This is a genomic window from Corynebacterium sphenisci DSM 44792 (assembly GCF_001941505.1).
GTDB classification, from domain to species: Bacteria; Actinomycetota; Actinomycetes; order Mycobacteriales; family Mycobacteriaceae; genus Corynebacterium; species Corynebacterium sphenisci.
Map to the genome: position 1 here is coordinate 1,388,760 of NZ_CP009248.1, position 16,538 is coordinate 1,405,297.

Below are 16,538 nucleotides of genomic sequence, written 5' to 3' on the forward strand. Positions count from 1 at the left end.
CCATGAGCGCAATCCCCAATTTCGCAGAGGTGCCGCGGCTCTCCCCGGAGACCGCGGCCGAGGACGCTGCCGCAGCCGACGCCGGCGCGGGGGCGACCTGGACCATCCCGGAGGGCATCGACGTGCGCCGGGTGTACCGCCGGGCCGACCGGGAGGCCGCCGCCGCGGCCGGGCACCCGGTGGACTCCTTCCCCGGCATGCCCCCGTTCATGCGCGGGCCCTACCCGACGATGTACACCAACCAGCCGTGGACGATCCGCCAGTACGCGGGCTTCTCCACCGCCGCGGAGTCCAACGCCTTCTACCGGCGCAACCTCGCCGCCGGGCAGAAGGGCCTCTCCGTCGCCTTCGACCTGGCCACCCACCGCGGCTACGACTCGGACAACCCCCGGGTGCAGGGCGATGTGGGCATGGCCGGGGTGGCGGTGGACTCCATCTACGACATGCGCCAGCTCTTCGAGGGCATCGACCTGGGCGCGGTGAGCGTGTCGATGACCATGAACGGGGCGATCCTGCCGGTGATGGCGATGTACATCGTCGCCGCGGAGGAGCAGGGGGTGCCCCCGGAGCAGCTGCGCGGCACGGTCCAGAACGACATCCTCAAGGAGTTCATGGTCCGCAACACCTACATCTACCCGCCGCAGCCGTCGATGCGGATCATCTCCTCCATCTTCGAGTACACCTCGCGGATGATGCCGAAGTTCAACTCCATCTCGATCTCCGGCTACCACATCCAGGAGGCCGGGGCGACCGCCGACCTGGAGCTGGCCTACACCCTCGCCGACGGCCTGGAGTACATCCGGGCGGGCCTGGCCGCGGGCCTGAAGATCGACGAGTTCGCCCCCCGGCTGTCCTTCTTCTGGGGCATCTCGATGAACACCTTCACCGAGATCGCGAAACTGCGCGCCGGCCGGCTGCTCTGGGCGGAGCTGGTCGCCGGCTTCGACCCGGCCTCCCCGAAATCACGCTCGCTGCGCACCCACTCGCAGACCTCCGGCTGGTCGCTGACCGCCCAGGACGTCTACAACAACGTGGCGCGCACCTGCATCGAGGCGATGGCCGCCACCCAGGGCCACACCCAGTCGCTGCACACCAACGCCCTCGACGAGGCGCTGGCGCTGCCCACCGACTTCTCCGCCCGGATCGCGCGCAACACCCAGCTGCTGCTGCAGCAGGAGTCCGGCACCATCCGCCCGGTGGACCCCTGGGGCGGCTCCTACTACGTGGAGGCGCTCACCCACGAGCTCGCCGAACGCGCCCGGGAGCACATCCGGGAGGTGGAGGAGGCCGGCGGCATGGCCCAGGCCACCGGGGAGGGCATCCCCAAGCTGCGCATCGAGGAGGCCGCCGCGCGCACCCAGGCCCGGATCGACTCCGGCCGGCAGGCCCTCATCGGCGTCAACAAGTACCGCACCGACGCCGACGAGGAGATCGAGGTGCTCAAGGTGGAGAACTCGCGGGTGCGCGCCGAGCAGCACGAGAAGCTCGCCCGGCTGCGCGCCGAACGCGACGAGGGGGCCTGCCGGGCGGCGCTGGCCCGGCTCACCGAGGCCTGCCGCACCCCGGGCGAGCCCGGGGACCTGGGCCAGAACCTGCTCAAGCTGGCCGTGGACTGCGCCCGCGCCATGGCCTCCATCGGGGAGATCTCCGATGCCATGGAGGAGGTGTTCGGCCGGCACCAGGCCGAGATCCGCACCCTGTCGGGCGTGTACAAGGAGGAGGTCGGCGTGGGCGGCGTGCAGTCCAATGTCGCGGCGGCGATGGCGATGGCGGAGCGCTTCGCCGAGCAGGAGGGCCGCCGGCCCCGGATCTACCTGGCGAAGATGGGCCAGGACGGCCATGACCGGGGCCAGAAGGTGATCGCCTCGGCCTACGCGGACCTGGGCATGGACGTCGACGTCGGGCCGCTGTTCCAGACCCCGGCGGAGGCGGCGCGCTCCGCGGTGGACGCCGACGTGCACGTGGTGGGCGTGTCCTCGCTGGCCGCCGGGCACCTCACCCTGGTCCCGGAGCTGCGCGCGGAGCTCGCCGAGCTCGGCCGGGAGGACATCATGATCGTCGTCGGCGGGGTGATCCCGCCCGGCGACTTCGCGGAGCTCTACGAGTCCGGGGCGGCGGCGATCTACCCGCCGGGCACCGTGATCGCCGATTGCGCGGTGGATCTCATCGGCAAGCTCGCGGACTCCCTGGGCCTGGACGTGCCCGCCCCGGACGCGGCCGCGCCGGCCGGGGCGGCGGGCTGACGGGGGCCGGGATGGGCAGGTTCCTGGAGCACGACCTGGGCACCCTGGGCACCACCGCCGGCACCGTGGTGCCCGGGCGCACCGCCGCCGCCCCGGCGGCGGTGCGCCGGGCCCGGCGCCGGATCGACGTCGACGAGCTCTTCGAGGGGGTGCGCGCCGGCCGCCGCGGGGTGATCGCCCGGGCGATCACGCTGCTGGAGTCCACCGCCCCGGCGCACCGGGCGCTGGCCCAGGAGCTGCTGGACCGGCTGCTGCCCTTCTCCGGCAAGGCGCTGCGGCTGGGCCTGACCGGGGTGCCCGGGGTGGGCAAGTCCACCACCATCGAGTCCCTCGGCATGCACCTCATCGAGGAGGGCCACAAGGTGGCGGTGCTGGCCATCGACCCCTCCTCGACCCGCACCGGCGGCTCCATCCTGGGCGACAAGACCCGGATGTCGCGGCTGTCCGCCCGGGACGAGGCCTACATCCGGCCCTCGCCCTCGGCGGGCACCCTCGGCGGGGTGGCCCGGGCCACCCGGGAGTCGATGGTGGTGCTGGAGGCCGCCGGGTTCGACGTGGTGATCGTGGAGACCGTCGGGGTGGGCCAGTCGGAGACCGCGGTGAGCCAGATGACCGACTGCTTCGCCTTCCTCGCCCTCGCCGGGGCGGGGGACCAGCTGCAGGGCATCAAGCGCGGGGTGCTGGAGATGGCCGACGTGATCGCGATCAACAAGGCCGACGGGGCGAACCTGCGCCCGGCGAAGCGGGCCGCCCGGGACCTGGCCACCGCGATGAAGCTGGTGCGCCCGCCGGACGCGGAGTGGACCCCGCCGGTGCTCACCATGTCCGCGGTGGAGGACGGCGGGGTGCAGAAGCTGTGGGCGGCGGTCGAGGAGCACCATGCCGCGATGCTCGCCGCCGGCCGCTTCGACGTGCACCGCTCCCGGCAGCAGGTGGGCTGGATGTGGTCGATGGTGCAGGAGACGCTGCTGCGCCGGCTCGACGCCGATCCGCGGGTCGCCGAGATCCGCGGCCTGGTGGAGGATCAGGTCCGCGAGGGCCGGATCACCGCCACCCTCGCCGCGGAGCGGATCCTGGAGGCCTTCGACCGGCCGCCCGGCCCGGAGGGCCCCGCCGGCGGCTGAGCCGGCGGGGGAGGGGCCGGTTCACCGGGGCGCCGGCGCGTGTTCCTCGGGGAGCACCCCGCAGGCCGGCCGCACCCGGGTCGGGTGCGGCCGCCCGTCGGTGATCCAGCCGGTGTCCACCGCGGTCATCGGGATCCCGTGCTCGCGCAGCCCCGCCGCCGCGGGGCGGGTGCGCATGTTCAACGCCGCCTGGTCCGGGTCGCGCAAATCCGCGCCGTAGCCGGTGAGCCGGTGCAGCCGGCCGGCGGAGTCGGGCCGGGCGGTGAAGCCGCGCACCGCGTCCGTGGGGAAGCGGGTGGCCACGGTGCGCAGGCCCCGGTGGCGGCCGGGACCTCCAGCGCCCGGCGCAGCCGCCCGGGATCCGGTCCCGCGGCGCGCCCGGCGGCCCGGGGAATCCGATCCCAGGGCGACGGTCGGCGATGGCCCTGGCGGGGCTAGGGTGGCGGACATGGAATCGGTGCTCCAGACGCTGCTGCCGAGCGGCGACCCGCAGTGGTGGCAGATCGCGCTGCTCATCGCGGACTACCTGATCAAGTTCATCGCCGTGGGCGTGGTGCCGGAGAACCGGCACCCCTCCTCCTCGACGGCGTGGCTGCTCATCATCCTGCTGGTGCCCTTCCTCGGCCTGCCGCTGTTCCTGCTGCTCGGCTCGCAGACCATCACCGGCCGCCGGCACCGGATCCAGGCCCTGGCGAACCGGGAGATCGTGCGCCGCACCCGGCATCTGCCGGATATCCCGGAGGACGTCGCCGGACCCGAGGACGGCGGCGGGGACGTCGCCGAGGAGATGGTCTACTCCATCAAGCTCAGCCGCCGGCTCACCGGGCTGCCCGCGGTGAAATGCGTCTGCCACGGCGTCTACGCCGACACCGCCGAATCCATCGCCGCGATGACCGCGGCGGTGGCGGCCGCGGAGGAGAGCGTGCACGTGCAGATGTACATCTTCGCCCTGGACGAGGCGACCCGCGGTTTCGTGGACGCCCTGGTCGAGGCGCACCGCCGGGGGGTGTCGGTGAAGGTGCTGGTGGACCCGATCGGCTCCCGCAAGTACGCCGGCTACGCCCGGCTGCGCGAGCTCCTCGACGACACCGGGATCCCCTGGCACCCGATGCTGCCCATCGACGTCGCCCGGCTGCAGTGGCGCCGGCCGGATCTGCGCAACCACCGCAAGATCCTCACCATCGACGGCCGGCGGGCCTTCATGGGCTCGCAGAACATGATCGAGCCGGAGTACGAGTCCCGGGTCAACCACCGCGACGGCCGGCGCTGGTCGGATGTGATGGTGGAGCTCACCGGGGACGTGGTGCCGCACCTGGACGCGGTGTTCGCGGTGGACTGGACCAGCGAGGGCTACGAGCGCCCGGAACCGCGGGACATCACCCCGATCCCGCACCGGCTCGCCGACGGCGACGACGTCAACCTGGTGCAGGTGCTGCCCAGCGGCCCCGGGTTCACCACGGAGCCGAACCTGCGCGTGTTCAACGACCTCATCTACGGGGCCCGGCGGAAGATCGTGGTGGTCAGCCCCTATTTCGTGCCGGACGAATCGCTGCTGATGGGCCTGACCTCGGCGGCCTACGCGGGCCTGGAGGTGGTGCTGCACGTCAACGAGAAGGCGGACCAGTTCATGGTCGGCCACGCCCAGCAGTCCTACTACCACGCCCTGCTGGAGGCCGGGGTGCGCATCCTGCGCTTCCCGGCGCCGGGCGTGCTGCACTCGAAGTTCCTGGTCATCGACGATGAGGTGGCCGCGGTGGGCTCCTCGAACCTGGACATGCGCTCCTTCGGGCTGAACTACGAGGTGACCCTGCTGGCGGTGCGGGGCAACCTGGTGCGCGAGCTGGCCGAGATCGCCGAGGGCTACGCGGCGGTGTCCACGGAGCTGGACATGGCCGAATGGGAGTCCCGGCCCTGGCGGCAGCGCTACCTGGACAACGTCTTCCGGCTCACCTCGGCGCTGCAGTAGCCCCCCGGGATCGGCGGAGGGGCCGGGTCATTGCGACCCGGCCCCTCGCGGGAATCCGATTGTGGTGTCCGGAGGGGGACTTGAACCCCCACGTCCGTTAATAGGACACTAGCACCTCAAGCTAGCGCGTCTGCCATTCCGCCACCCGGACGAGCGGTTGGTGCGGACCGTGGTCCGCGGCAACGTCGGATACCTTACCCCGCGGCCGGGGGGCGGACAAATCCGCAGCTCGGGCGGCCGAACCTGGCGGGGCGGGCGGGCGCCGGGCACACTGGCCCCATGAGCACCCCGAAGAATTTCCCCGGCCCCGACCCCTACGCCCCCCTGAAGGACCTGCCCTCCTTCGAGCTGAGCTCCCCGGACATCGCCGACGGGGAGCCGCTGCCGGAGGCGCACCGCGCCCCGGCGAGCGTCTCCCCGGAGCTGAACTGGTCCGGGCTGCCCGAGGGCACCAAGTCCATCGCGGTGACCTGCTTCGACCCGGATGCGCCGACCGCCGCCGGCTTCTGGCACTGGGCGGTGTTCAACATCCCGGCCGCCGCCACCGGGCTCATCCGCGGCGCCGGCGACGCCGAGGGCGCGGGCCTGCCCGCCGGCGCCGTCCAGCTGGTCGGCGACTCCGGCCAGCGCGGCCACTACGGGGCCAACCCGCCGGCCGGGCACGCCCCGCACCGCTACCTCTACGCCGTGCACGCCGTGGACGTGGAGTCCCTGGACGTGCCGGAGGACGCCACGCCCACCGTTCTGGGCTTCAACCTGTACTTCCACTCCATCGGCCGGGCGATCCTGGCCCCGTGGTGGGAGAACACCGAGGAGGCCTAGCGCCGGCTCAGGCGTCGATCCAGGGCAGCCCGCGGCCCACGGCCTCGGTGATGGAGCCGAGCCCGTGGGCGCGCACCTGCGCCGCCAGGCCCAGGTGGATGTCCCGGATCCAGTCCGGGCCGCCGTAGATGAGCCCGGTGTAGCCCTGCAGCAGGCTCGCCCCGGCCCCGATCCGGGCCCAGGCCTGCCGGGGCGTCTCGATTCCGCCGACCCCCACCAGGGTGAGCCGATCCCCGGCGCGGTCGTGCAGCCGGCGCAGCACCTCCTCGGCGCGCGCGGCCACCGGGGGCCCGGAGATCCCGCCGGCGCCGAGCGCGGCGACCTCCGCCGCGCCGGTGGCGAGCCCCTCCCGGGAGATGGTGGTGTTGGTGGCCACGATCCCGGCCAGGCCCAGCTCCAGGGCCAGATCGGCGACCGCGTCCACATCGGCGTCATCGAGATCCGGGGCGATTTTCACCAGCACCGGGGTGTCCCCGGCCGCCCCCCGCACCGCGGCGAGGATCGGGCGCAGCGCGCTCACCGCCTGCAGATCCCGCAGCCCCGGGGTGTTCGGGGAGGACACGTTGACCACCAGGTAGTCCGCCAGCGGGGCGAGCAGCCCGGTGGAGGCCCGGTAATCCTCCTCCGCGTCGGCCAGGGCGGTGGTCTTCGTCTTGCCGATGTTCACGCCCACCACCGCATCGGTGCGCCGGGCGCGCAGCGTGGCGGCCACCGCCTCCGCACCGGGGTTGTTGAAGCCCATCCGGTTGAGGATCGCCCGGTCCGCGGGCAGCCGGAACAGCCGGGGCCGCGGGTTGCCGGGCTGCGCCCGGGCGGTGACGGTGCCCAGCTCGGCGTAGCCGAAGCCCAGCGGGACCCAGGCGTCGGCGGCGGCGGCGGATTTGTCGAAGCCGGCGGCCAGGCCCAGCGGCCGGGGGAAGTCCACCCCGAACACGGTCTGCCGCAGCACCGGGTCGTTGACCGGCAGCAGCTGGCCGAGCGCGGCGCGCAGCGGCCGGGAGGAGTGCACCGCGGCGACGCCGCGGGACACCGCCCCGTGCACCCCCTCCGGATCGAGGCGGAACATGCCGGCGAGCAGGGCGCGGTAGGCGGCGGAGCGGACGGGGTGGGCCATGGGCGGGGCCTCCTGTGGGGTCAGCGGGTATCGGGGGAGAGGGTGGCGCGTTCGGCCTCGGCCTCGGCGGCACCCGCGGCCAGGGCTCGGTCCACGGTGGCCCGGTCCAGGTGCTGGGCGCCGGCGCCGGAGCCGGAGTAGACCATCAGCCCGCCGTCGCCGTCACCGGCGATGGCCCGCGGATCGCGCACCGCGTCCAGCCGGGCGACCTCCACGCCGGTGCCGCCGGAGATGTCCCAGGCGGTGAGCAGGGACTGTCCGGTGGAGCCCACCCAGACCAGGCCCCGGGCGTCGTCGACGTGCACCGACCAGGGCCCGCCGGGCACCGGGAAGGCCTGGTGCAGGCGGATCACGTCGGTGGCGGTGTAGATCAGCAGCTGTCCGCCGGTGGCGTCCACGGCGGCGATGGTGCCGTCCGCGCCGGCGGCGGCGCCGGCGATGCCGAGTCCGGCGCGCAGACCGGAGCCGGAGCGGGAGTCGGCCAGCTCCACCTCGTGGATGGAGGTCTCCGGCACGTTGATCTCCAGCACCAGGTCCTGCGCGCCCGGCACCGCGAGCAGCTGGGAGCCGTGCCGGGAGACGTCGAAGTCGTCGTCGAGCTCCCCGCGGGGGCCGTAGACGTCGATCCGGCGGCCCTCGGCGCGGTGGCCGATGATCCGGCCGTCGCCGAGGCCCACCGCGGCGGTGTAGGCGGTGCCCTTGCCGACCAGGGCGGCGGCCGAGCCGTCCGGGGCGAGCACGTGGATGCCGTCCGGGCAGGGCAGCACCGCCATGTCCCCGGCGGGGGCGAGCCGCCCGCAGGCCGGGTCCACGTCGACGACCCGGGCGGCGGGGTCGGCGGCGGTGCCGGAGAGCACCGCGTCGCCGGCGCGCAGCAGGATCCGCCCGCCCACCCGCACCGCGCCGGTGACCTCCCGGTCCAGGGCGGCGACCGCCCCGGCCGGTGCGGTGTCCCGGTCGGCGGGGGCGGCGGGGGCGGCGTCGCCCATGCCGGGCGCCGCATCCCCCTCGGCGTCATCGCCGCCGCAGGCGGACAGGGCCAGGGCCGCGGCGAGCAGGATCGCCGCGGCGGGCTTTCGGTCACGGATGAGGCTGCTCACGAATCCCGACGCTACCACCCCGGCCGGCGCCGTCCGCCGCGGCGGGTCTCAGAGGGAGACGTCGTCGAGGGCGTCGCAGATCGCGTTCGGCAGCCGCACCCGGCCGGCGGCCAGGGCCTCGGCGAGCTGCCCCCGGGTGCGCGCCCCGACCAGGGCGGCGGTCACCCCGGGCCGGGTCAGGGTCCACGCCAGCGCCGCCGCCGGGACGGAGACCCCCAGGCCCTCCGCGGCGGTGGCCAGCGCCCCCACCACGGTCACCCCCCGGGCGTCGAGGTAGTCCTGCACCTCCGCGTCCGCGTACTCGCTGGCGCCCCGGGAGTCCTCCGGGATGAAGTCGCGGTACTTGCCGGTGAGCACCCCCTGGGCCAGCGGCGCCCCGGCGATGAAGCCCACCCCGAGATGCTCCGCGGCGGGCAGCAGCTCCGCCTCCGGGCCGCGGCGCAGCAGCGAGTACTCCGCCTGCGCGGCCACCGGGCGGATCCGCCCGGCGGCGGCGTGGGTGACCGCCAGCTGCCAGCCGGTGTGCCCACGCAGGCCCGCGTAGCGCACCCGCCCGGAGCGCACCGCCTCGGCGAGGGTGTCGGCGACCTCCTCCGGGGGAGTGGCCGGATCCCAGTAGCCGGCGCTCCACAGGTCGAGGTGATCCACCCGCAGCAGGGCCAGCAGATCGTCGAGATCGGCGAGCAGGGCCCGCCGGGAGCAGTCCACCCGGCGGCCCACCGGCCGGGTGGGGTCCACCCCGGAGGCGGCGGAGAGCACCAGCTCCCCGCGGATCCCGCGGCGGCGCAGCAGCCGGCCGAGCAGCTCGGCGGCGGCCGCCCCGCCCTGCACCGGGGTGGCGTCGACGAGGGTGCCCCCGGCGTCCACGAAATCGCCGAGGATGCCCGCGGCCTCATCGGCGTCGGTGCCCGCGCCCCAGGTCGCGGTGCCCAGCCCGAGGGCGGAGACCCGCAGCCCGCTGGCGCCCAGAATCCTTTCCCGCACGGGCCCGACTTTACGCGCCGCACCGGGTAGCCTGTCCGTCGTGATTGACGCGACCCCCATGAGCTGGACCCAGACCATCGTGCTCTCCGTCGTGCAGGGCCTCACCGAGTTCCTGCCGGTGAGCTCCTCCGGGCATCTGCGGATCGTCAGCGAGCTGTTCTTCGGCGAGGACGCCGGGGCCTCCTTCACCGCGGTGATCCAGCTGGGCACCGAGGCGGCGGTGCTGGTGTACTTCGCCGGGGACATCTGGCGGATCCTCACCTCCTGGTTCCGGGGCCTGGTCAACCCGCGGCTGCGCGGCTTCGACTACCGGATGGGCTGGATGGTCATCGTGGGCACCATCCCGGTCGGGGTGATCGGCTTCCTCGGCAAGGACGTGATCCGGGAGAACCTGCGCAACCTGTGGATCACCGCCGGGGTGCTGGTCGGCTTCTCCCTGGTGTTCATCCTCGCCGAGCGGCTCGGCCGTCGCACCCGGGGTTTCGCGGAGCTGACCATGCGCGATGCGGTGCTGATGGGCCTGGCGCAGTGCCTGGCGCTCATCCCGGGGGTGTCCCGCTCCGGGGGCACCATCTCCGCGGGCCTGTTCCTGCACCTGGACCGGGAGGTGGCCACCCGGTTCTCCTTCCTGCTGGCGATTCCGGCGGTGCTCGCCTCCGGGCTGTTCTCGCTGCCCGACGCCTTCGCCCCGCAGGCCGGGCAGGCCGCCTCCGGGCTGCAGCTGACGGTGGGCACCCTGGTCGCCTTCGGGGTGGGCTACGCCACCATCGCCTGGCTGCTGCGCTTCGTCTCCGGGCACTCCTTCGCCTGGTTCGCCGCCTACCGGATCCCGGTGGGCCTGGCGGTGGCCGGGCTACTCGCCGCCGGGGTGCTGGCGCCCTGATCGGCGCCGGGTAGTGTCATCGGCATGCGTTCCTGGCCCGCCCCCGACGTCCCCACCGTGCCCGGCGACCCGGTCCCGCTGCGGCTGCACGACACCGCCGACGGCCGGATCCGGCCGGTCGCCCCGGGCCCGGTGGCCGGGCTCTACGTCTGCGGGATCACCCCCTACGACGCCACCCACCTCGGCCATGCCGCGACCTACCTGGCCTTCGACCTGATCCACCGGGTGCTGCTGGACAACGGCCACCGGGTGCACTACGTGCAGAACATCACCGACGTCGACGACCCGCTGTTCGAGCGGGCCGAGCGCGACGGGGTGGACTGGCGCGAGCTCGGCGCCGAGCAGGTGGAGCTGTTCCGCTCCGACATGACCGCGCTGCGGGTGATCCCGCCCCGGGACTACGTCGGGGCGGTGGAGTCGGTGCCGGAGGTGGTGGAGATGGTCGGCCGGCTGCTGGAGGCCGGCGCCGCCTACCAGCTCGACGACGAGCACCCGGACGTGTACTTCCGCCGCGACGCCACCGCCGCCTTCGGCTACGAGTCGAACCTCGACGAGGCGACCATGGCCCGGCTCTTCGCCGAACGCGGCGGGGACCCGGACCGGCCCGGTAAACGGGATCCGCTGGACGCCCTGCTGTGGCGGGCGCACCGGGAGGGCGAGCCCGCCTGGGCGGCGCCCTTCGGCGCGGGCCGGCCCGGCTGGCACGTGGAATGCTCCGCCATCGCGGTGAACCGCCTGGGCGCGGGCTTCGACATCCAGGGCGGCGGCAGCGACCTGGCCTTCCCGCACCACGAGTTCTCCGCCGCGCATGCCGAGGCCGCCACCGGGGCGCCCCGGATGGCCGGGCACTACGTGCACGCCGCGATGATCGGCCTGGACGGGGAGAAGATGAGCAAATCCCTGGGCAACCTGGTCTTCGTCTCCCGGCTCACCGCCGCCGGGGAGGATCCGGCGGCGATCCGGCTGGCCCTGTTCGCCGGGCACTACCGCCAGGACCGCTCCTGGTCGGCGGGGCTGCTCGCCGCCGCCCGGGAGCGGCTGGCCGCCTGGCGGGCGGCGGCCGCGGCGCCGGGCTCGCCGGCGGCGCCCGCGGTGGCGGCGCTGCGCGCGGCGCTGGCCGAGGATCTGGACACCCCGGCGGCGCTGGCCGCCGTCGACGCCTGGGCGGCCGCCGGGGAGCCCGGCGCGGCGGATCCCGCGGAGGGCCGGGCGCTGGCGGCCGCGGTGGACGCGCTGCTCGGCGTGGACCTGGGCGCCCCGGCCGGCGGGCCGCGATGATCGGCCGGGCGGGCCTGCGCAAGGCGGCCCGCCGCGCCCGGGGCTGGCTGGACTCCTTCTGGTTCATCCCCTCGGCCTGCATCCTCGCCGCGATCGCGGCGGCCGCGGCCCTGGTGGAGGTGGACCGCCGGTTCAGCCTCGGCGGCTGGCTGCCCGGGCTGCTGGAGCTGGGCGTCTCCGGGTCCCGGGCGATGCTTTCCGGGATCGGCGGCACCGTGTTCGGGGTGGCCGGCACCGCCTTCTCCATCACCATCTCGGTGGTGGCCACCGCCTCCACCAGCTACGGGCCGCGGCTGGTGCGCAACTTCATGGCGGACCGGGGCAACCAGGTGGTGCTGGGCGTGCTCTCCGCCACCTTCGTCTATTCGCTGCTGGTGCTGCGCACGGTGAAGGCCGGCGGCCAGGAGGCGGGCGGGGACTTCGTGCCGCATATCGCGGTGTACGTGGCGATCCTGCTGGCCGTGGCGGACGTGTTCCTGCTGGTGTACTTCATCAACCACATCGCCACCTCGATCCGGGTGGAGACGCTGTCCCGCTCCACCCGGGACCGCTTCGTCGATGCGGTGACCCGGGTGTTCCGGGAACGCGACCCCGAGCGCCCCGCCGAGCCGGCCGCGGAGCCGGTACAGGCCCCGGCGGAGGGGGTGCACGTGCTGCGCGCCCGCGCCGAGGGCTACGTCACCAACGTGGACGGCTCCCTGCTGCGCGACGCCGCCGCCGCCCGGGATGCGGTGCTCGCCCTCGACGTCGGGGTCGGCGACCCGGTGGCCCGCGGGGAGCGGGTGGCCCGGGTGTGGTCGGAGACCGGGGCGGGCCTGTCCGAGGATGATCTCGCCGCCCTGGACCGGGCGCTGCGCCAGGCCACCGACGTCGCCGCCTCCCGGGACCCGCACCGCGACGTCGGCTACGCCGAGCAGCAGGTGGTGGAGCTGGCGGTGCGGGCGCTGTCCCCGGGCTCCAATGACCCGTACACCGCGATCGGGGCGATCGACGAGCTGGTGCCGGGGATCCTGCTGGCGGTGACCCGGCAGGCCCCGCCCCGGCTGCTCGCCGATGACGCCGGGGTGACCCGGGCGGCGATCCCCCGGGTCGGCGCCGCCGAGGTGATCGACCTGCCCTTCACCCACATCGTGCCCTATGCGCTGGGCCAGCCGCTGGTGCTGGAGGCCCTGGTGGGCATGGCCGGCCGGGTGCTGCGGCGGGTCGAGGACGAGCGGCTGGCCGCCCGGCTGCGCGGGCACGTGGCCACCATGGTGGAGCTGGTGGAGCGGGCCGACGTGCCCGGGGCCGACGCGGAGCGGCTGCGCGAGGCCGCCGCCCGACTGCCCTGAACCGGCCACCGCCGCGACCCCGGGTACCGGACCCGCGGGGGTGCGGACTAAGCTGTCTGCCCATGTCGCATCCCGTGGATTCCCCCCTGCTGGCCGCCCTGTCCGAGCGCGTGCTCATCGGCGACGGGGCGATGGGCACCCAGCTGCAGGGCTTCGACCTCGACGTCGAGGCGGACTTCCTCGGCCTGGAGGGCTGCAACGAGATCCTCAACCACACCCGGCCGGATGTGCTGGAGGAGATCCACCGGGCCTTCTTCGCCGCCGGCGCGGACCTGGTGGAGACCAACACCTTCGGCTGCAACCTGCCCAACCTCGCCGACTACGGCATCGCGGACCGGATCCGGGAGCTCGCCGCCAAGGGGGCGGCGATCGCCCGCCGGGTCGCCGATGAGCTCGGGCCGGGCCGGGCCGGGATGGACCGCTTCGTGCTGGGCTCGCTGGGTCCGGGCACCAAACTGCCCTCCCTGGGCCACGCCGGCTACGCGGAGCTGCGCGACGCCTACGCCGAGGCCGGGGCCGGGCTCATCGAGGGCGGGGTGGACGGGTTCCTCATCGAGACCTGCCAGGACCTGCTGCAGGTCAAGGCGGCGGTGCTCGGGGTGCGCGCCGCGATGGCGGAGCTCGGCGCCGAGCTGCCGATCATCGTGCACGTCACCGTGGAGACCACCGGCACCATGCTCATGGGCTCGGAGATCGGGGCGGCCCTGGCGGCGCTGCAGCCGCTGGGCATCGACATGATCGGGCTGAACTGCGCCACCGGGCCGGAGGAGATGAGCGAGCACCTGCGCTACCTCTCCCGGCACGCCTCGATCCCGGTGTCGGTGATGCCCAACGCCGGGCTGCCGGTGCTGGGCCCGGACGGCGCCGAGTACCCGCTGACCCCCGACCAGCTCGCCGCGGCGCTGCGCGGGTTCGTGGAGGACTTCGGGCTGTCCATGGTCGGCGGCTGCTGCGGCACCACCCCCGAGCACATCGCCGCGGTGCACGAGGCCATCGTCGGCGGCCCCTCGACGGCGCCGGCGGTGCGCGCGGAGCGGCAGGTGGCGCCCATTGACGAGGTGTCCTCCCTGTACTCGGCGGTGCCGCTGACCCAGGACACCGGGATCACCATGATCGGGGAGCGCACCAACGCCAACGGCTCCCGGGCCTTCCGGGAGGCGATGCTCGCCGGGGACTGGGAGACGTGCCTGGAGATCGCCCGGGCGCAGACCTCCGACGGGGCGCAGCTGATCGACCTCTGCGTCGACTACGTCGGCCGCGACGGCACCGGGGACATGCGCACCCTGGCCGCCCAGATCGCCACCGGCACCACCCTGCCGGTGATGATCGACTCCACCGAGCCGGCCGTGATCGAGGCCGGCCTGGAGTGCTTCGGCGGCCGCTGCGCGGTCAACTCGGTGAACTTCGAGGACGGCGACGGCCCCGGATCCCGCTACCGGAGGATCATGCGGCTGGTGCGCGACCACGGGGCGGCGGTGGTGGCCCTGGCCATCGACGAGGAGGGCCAGGCCCGCACCGCCGAACGCAAGGTCGCCATCGCCGAGCGGCTCATCGCCGACATCACCGGCACCTGGGGCCTCGACGAATCCGACATCATCGTGGACTGCCTGACCTTCCCGATCTCCACCGGGCAGGAGGAGACCCGCCGCGACGGGATCGAGACCATCGAGGCGATCCGGGAGCTCACCCGCCGGCACCCCCGGGTGCACACCACCCTGGGCCTGTCCAACATCTCCTTCGGGCTCAACCCGGCCGCCCGGCAGGTGCTCAACTCGGTGTTCCTGCACGAATGCGTCGCCGCCGGCCTGGACTCCGCCATCGCGCACAGCTCCAAGATCCTGCCGATGAACCGGATCGACCCGGAGCAGCGGCAGGTCGCCCTGGACATGGTCTACGACCGGCGCCGCGGCGAGGACCACCCCGAGGGCGCCTACGACCCGCTGCAGACCTTCATGGAGCTCTTCGAGGGCGTCTCCGCCGCCGACGCCCGGGACGCCCGGGCGGAGAAGCTCGCCGCGCTGCCCCTGTTCGAGCGGCTCGGCCAGCGGATCATCGACGGCGACCGCAATGGCCTGGAGGCCGACCTCGACGAGGCGATGGCCACCAAGAAGCCGCTGGCGATCATCAACGAGGATCTGCTCGGCGGGATGAAGACCGTCGGCGAGCTCTTCGGCTCCGGGCAGATGCAGCTGCCCTTCGTGCTGCAGTCCGCGGAATGCATGAAGACCGCGGTGGCCTACCTGGAGGGCTTCATGGACGCCGCCGACGACACCGGGGCCAAGGGCCGGATCGTGCTGGCCACGGTCAAGGGCGACGTGCACGACATCGGCAAGAACCTGGTGGACATCATCCTGTCCAACAACGGCTACGAGGTGCACAACATCGGCATCAAGCAGCCGGTGGCGAACATCCTCTCCGCCGCCCGGGAGCACCGGGCCGACGCAATCGGCATGTCCGGGCTGCTGGTGAAGTCCACCGTGGTGATGAAGGAGAACCTGGAGGAGCTCAACGCCGCCGGGGTGGCCGCGGACTTCCCGGTGCTGCTCGGCGGGGCGGCGCTGACCCGCACCTTCGTCGAGGACGATCTCACCGAGGTCTACCAGGGCGAGGTGTACTACGGCCGGGACGCCTTCGAGGGTCTGCGGATCATGGACGATCTGATGGCCGCGAAACGCGGCGAGGGCCCGGACCCGGATTCCCCGGAGGCCCGGGCCGCGGCGGAGAAGCGGGCCAAGCGGCGGGCCCGCCGGGAGCGCTCGAAGCGGATCGCCGCCCGGCGCGCCGCCGAGCAGGAGCCGGTGGCGCTGCCGGCGCGCTCGGACGTCGCCGCGGACGCGCCGGTGGCCACCCCGCCGTTCTGGGGCACCCGGATCATCAAGGGGGTGGCGCTGGCGGACTACCTCAGCTGCCTCGACGAGCGTGCCCTGTTCATGGGCCAGTGGGGGCTGCGCGGCACCCGCGGCGGGGACGGGCCCAGCTACGAGGAGCTGGTGGAGACCGAGGGCCGGCCCCGGCTGCGCGCCTGGCTGGACCGGCTGGCCACGGACAACGTCCTGCAGCACGCCGCGGTGGTCTACGGCTACTTCCCGGCGGTCGCCGAGGGCGAGGAGGTGCTGGTGCTGCCCACCCCGGCGGAGGGGGCGGCCCCGGACCCGGCCGCCGAGCCGGTGGCCCGCTTCGCCTTCCCCCGGCAGCGGCGGGGCCGGTTCCTGTGCATCGCGGACTTCATCCGGGACCGGGGCCGCGCCATCGAGGCCGGGCAGGTCGACGTGCTGCCCTTCCAGCTGGTCACCATGGGCCAGCCGATCGCCGACTACGCGGACCGGCTCTTCGCCGCCGACGACTACCGCGACTACCTGGAGATCCACGGGATCGGGGTGCAGCTCACCGAGGCGCTCGCCGAGTACTGGCACGCCCGGATCCGCGCGGAGCTGACCTTCGCCGACGGGTCCACCGCCGCGGCGGAGGACTCCGCGGACACCCGGGGCTTCTTCGACCTGGACTACCGGGGCGCCCGCTACTCCTTCGGCTACGGCTCCTGCCCGGATCTGGAGTCCCGGCGCACCATGGTGGAGCTGCTGCGCCCGGAGCGGATCGGGGTGCGGCTCTCCGAGGAGCTGCAGCTGCACCCGGAGCAGTCCACCGACGCCTTCGTGCTGTACCACCCGGAGGCGAAGTACTTCAACGTCTGAT

The 16,538-nt window shown here is 74.1% G+C and carries 12 protein-coding genes and 1 tRNA gene; 8 read left to right on the forward strand and 5 right to left on the reverse strand.

Going from position 1 to position 16,538, the window contains the following annotated elements; translation table 11 throughout:
• The first annotated feature begins 2 nt into the window (after positions 1-2).
• Positions 3-2,243, forward strand: coding sequence for a methylmalonyl-CoA mutase (gene scpA / locus CSPHI_RS06405; protein WP_075692006.1), 2,241 nt, complete (start codon positions 3-5; stop codon positions 2,241-2,243).
• A gap of 11 nt (positions 2,244-2,254) precedes the next feature.
• A complete protein-coding gene (gene meaB, locus CSPHI_RS06410; protein WP_075692007.1) occupies positions 2,255-3,367 on the forward strand; it encodes a methylmalonyl Co-A mutase-associated GTPase MeaB in 1,113 nt (370 codons plus the stop codon).
• Positions 3,368-3,388: 21 nt separating this feature from the next.
• Here the strand turns inward: meaB and CSPHI_RS06415 are convergent, their stop codons facing one another.
• Positions 3,389-3,670, reverse strand: coding sequence for a hypothetical protein (locus CSPHI_RS06415; RefSeq protein WP_075692008.1), 282 nt, complete (start codon positions 3,668-3,670; stop codon positions 3,389-3,391).
• A 145-nt stretch (positions 3,671-3,815) separates the two neighbouring features.
• Between CSPHI_RS06415 and cls the strand changes: the two genes are divergently transcribed.
• On the forward strand, positions 3,816-5,333 hold the full coding sequence (gene cls / locus CSPHI_RS06420) for a cardiolipin synthase (RefSeq protein ID WP_075692009.1): 1,518 nt from the start codon (positions 3,816-3,818) through the stop codon (positions 5,331-5,333).
• A gap of 62 nt (positions 5,334-5,395) precedes the next feature.
• On the opposite strand, the gene CSPHI_RS06425 is transcribed toward cls, so the two are convergent.
• A tRNA-Leu gene (locus tag CSPHI_RS06425) sits at positions 5,396-5,484 on the reverse strand.
• Positions 5,485-5,612: 128 nt separating this feature from the next.
• Between CSPHI_RS06425 and CSPHI_RS06430 the strand changes: the two genes are divergently transcribed.
• Entirely contained in the window at positions 5,613-6,155 is a 543-nt protein-coding gene (locus CSPHI_RS06430; RefSeq protein WP_075692010.1) for a YbhB/YbcL family Raf kinase inhibitor-like protein, read from the forward strand.
• A gap of 7 nt (positions 6,156-6,162) precedes the next feature.
• On the opposite strand, the gene CSPHI_RS06435 is transcribed toward CSPHI_RS06430, so the two are convergent.
• Genes CSPHI_RS06435 through CSPHI_RS06445 form a run of 3 tightly spaced genes read right to left on the reverse strand, consistent with a single transcriptional unit; the run spans position 6,163 to position 9,353 of the window.
• Complete coding sequence (locus CSPHI_RS06435) at positions 6,163-7,269, reverse strand: quinone-dependent dihydroorotate dehydrogenase (RefSeq protein ID WP_075692011.1); 1,107 nt, start codon at positions 7,267-7,269, stop codon at positions 6,163-6,165.
• A gap of 20 nt (positions 7,270-7,289) precedes the next feature.
• A complete protein-coding gene (locus CSPHI_RS06440; RefSeq protein ID WP_075692012.1) occupies positions 7,290-8,369 on the reverse strand; it encodes a hypothetical protein in 1,080 nt (359 codons plus the stop codon).
• Between the two features lie 48 nt (positions 8,370-8,417).
• Positions 8,418-9,353 carry an aldo/keto reductase gene (locus CSPHI_RS06445; RefSeq protein ID WP_075692013.1) on the reverse strand — a complete coding sequence of 312 codons (936 nt, stop codon included), beginning with the start codon at positions 9,351-9,353 and terminating at the stop codon, positions 8,418-8,420.
• A gap of 58 nt (positions 9,354-9,411) precedes the next feature.
• On the opposite strand from CSPHI_RS06445, the gene CSPHI_RS06450 reads away from it, so the two are divergent.
• The 4 genes from CSPHI_RS06450 to metH all read left to right on the forward strand — a co-directional run bounded on the left by CSPHI_RS06450 (position 9,412) and on the right by metH (position 16,537).
• Complete coding sequence (locus tag CSPHI_RS06450; protein WP_075692014.1) at positions 9,412-10,236, forward strand: undecaprenyl-diphosphate phosphatase; 825 nt, start codon at positions 9,412-9,414, stop codon at positions 10,234-10,236.
• A gap of 24 nt (positions 10,237-10,260) precedes the next feature.
• Positions 10,261-11,514 carry a cysteine--1-D-myo-inosityl 2-amino-2-deoxy-alpha-D-glucopyranoside ligase gene (gene mshC / locus CSPHI_RS06455; RefSeq protein ID WP_075692015.1) on the forward strand — a complete coding sequence of 418 codons (1,254 nt, stop codon included), beginning with the start codon at positions 10,261-10,263 and terminating at the stop codon, positions 11,512-11,514.
• On the forward strand, positions 11,511-12,845 hold the full coding sequence (locus tag CSPHI_RS06460; RefSeq protein ID WP_075692016.1) for a DUF2254 domain-containing protein: 1,335 nt from the start codon (positions 11,511-11,513) through the stop codon (positions 12,843-12,845). Before mshC ends, CSPHI_RS06460 begins: the two co-directional genes overlap by 4 nt.
• Positions 12,846-12,907: 62 nt before the next feature.
• Positions 12,908-16,537, forward strand: coding sequence for a methionine synthase (metH, locus tag CSPHI_RS06465; RefSeq protein WP_075692017.1), 3,630 nt, complete (start codon positions 12,908-12,910; stop codon positions 16,535-16,537).
• Position 16,538 lies beyond the last annotated feature (1 nt).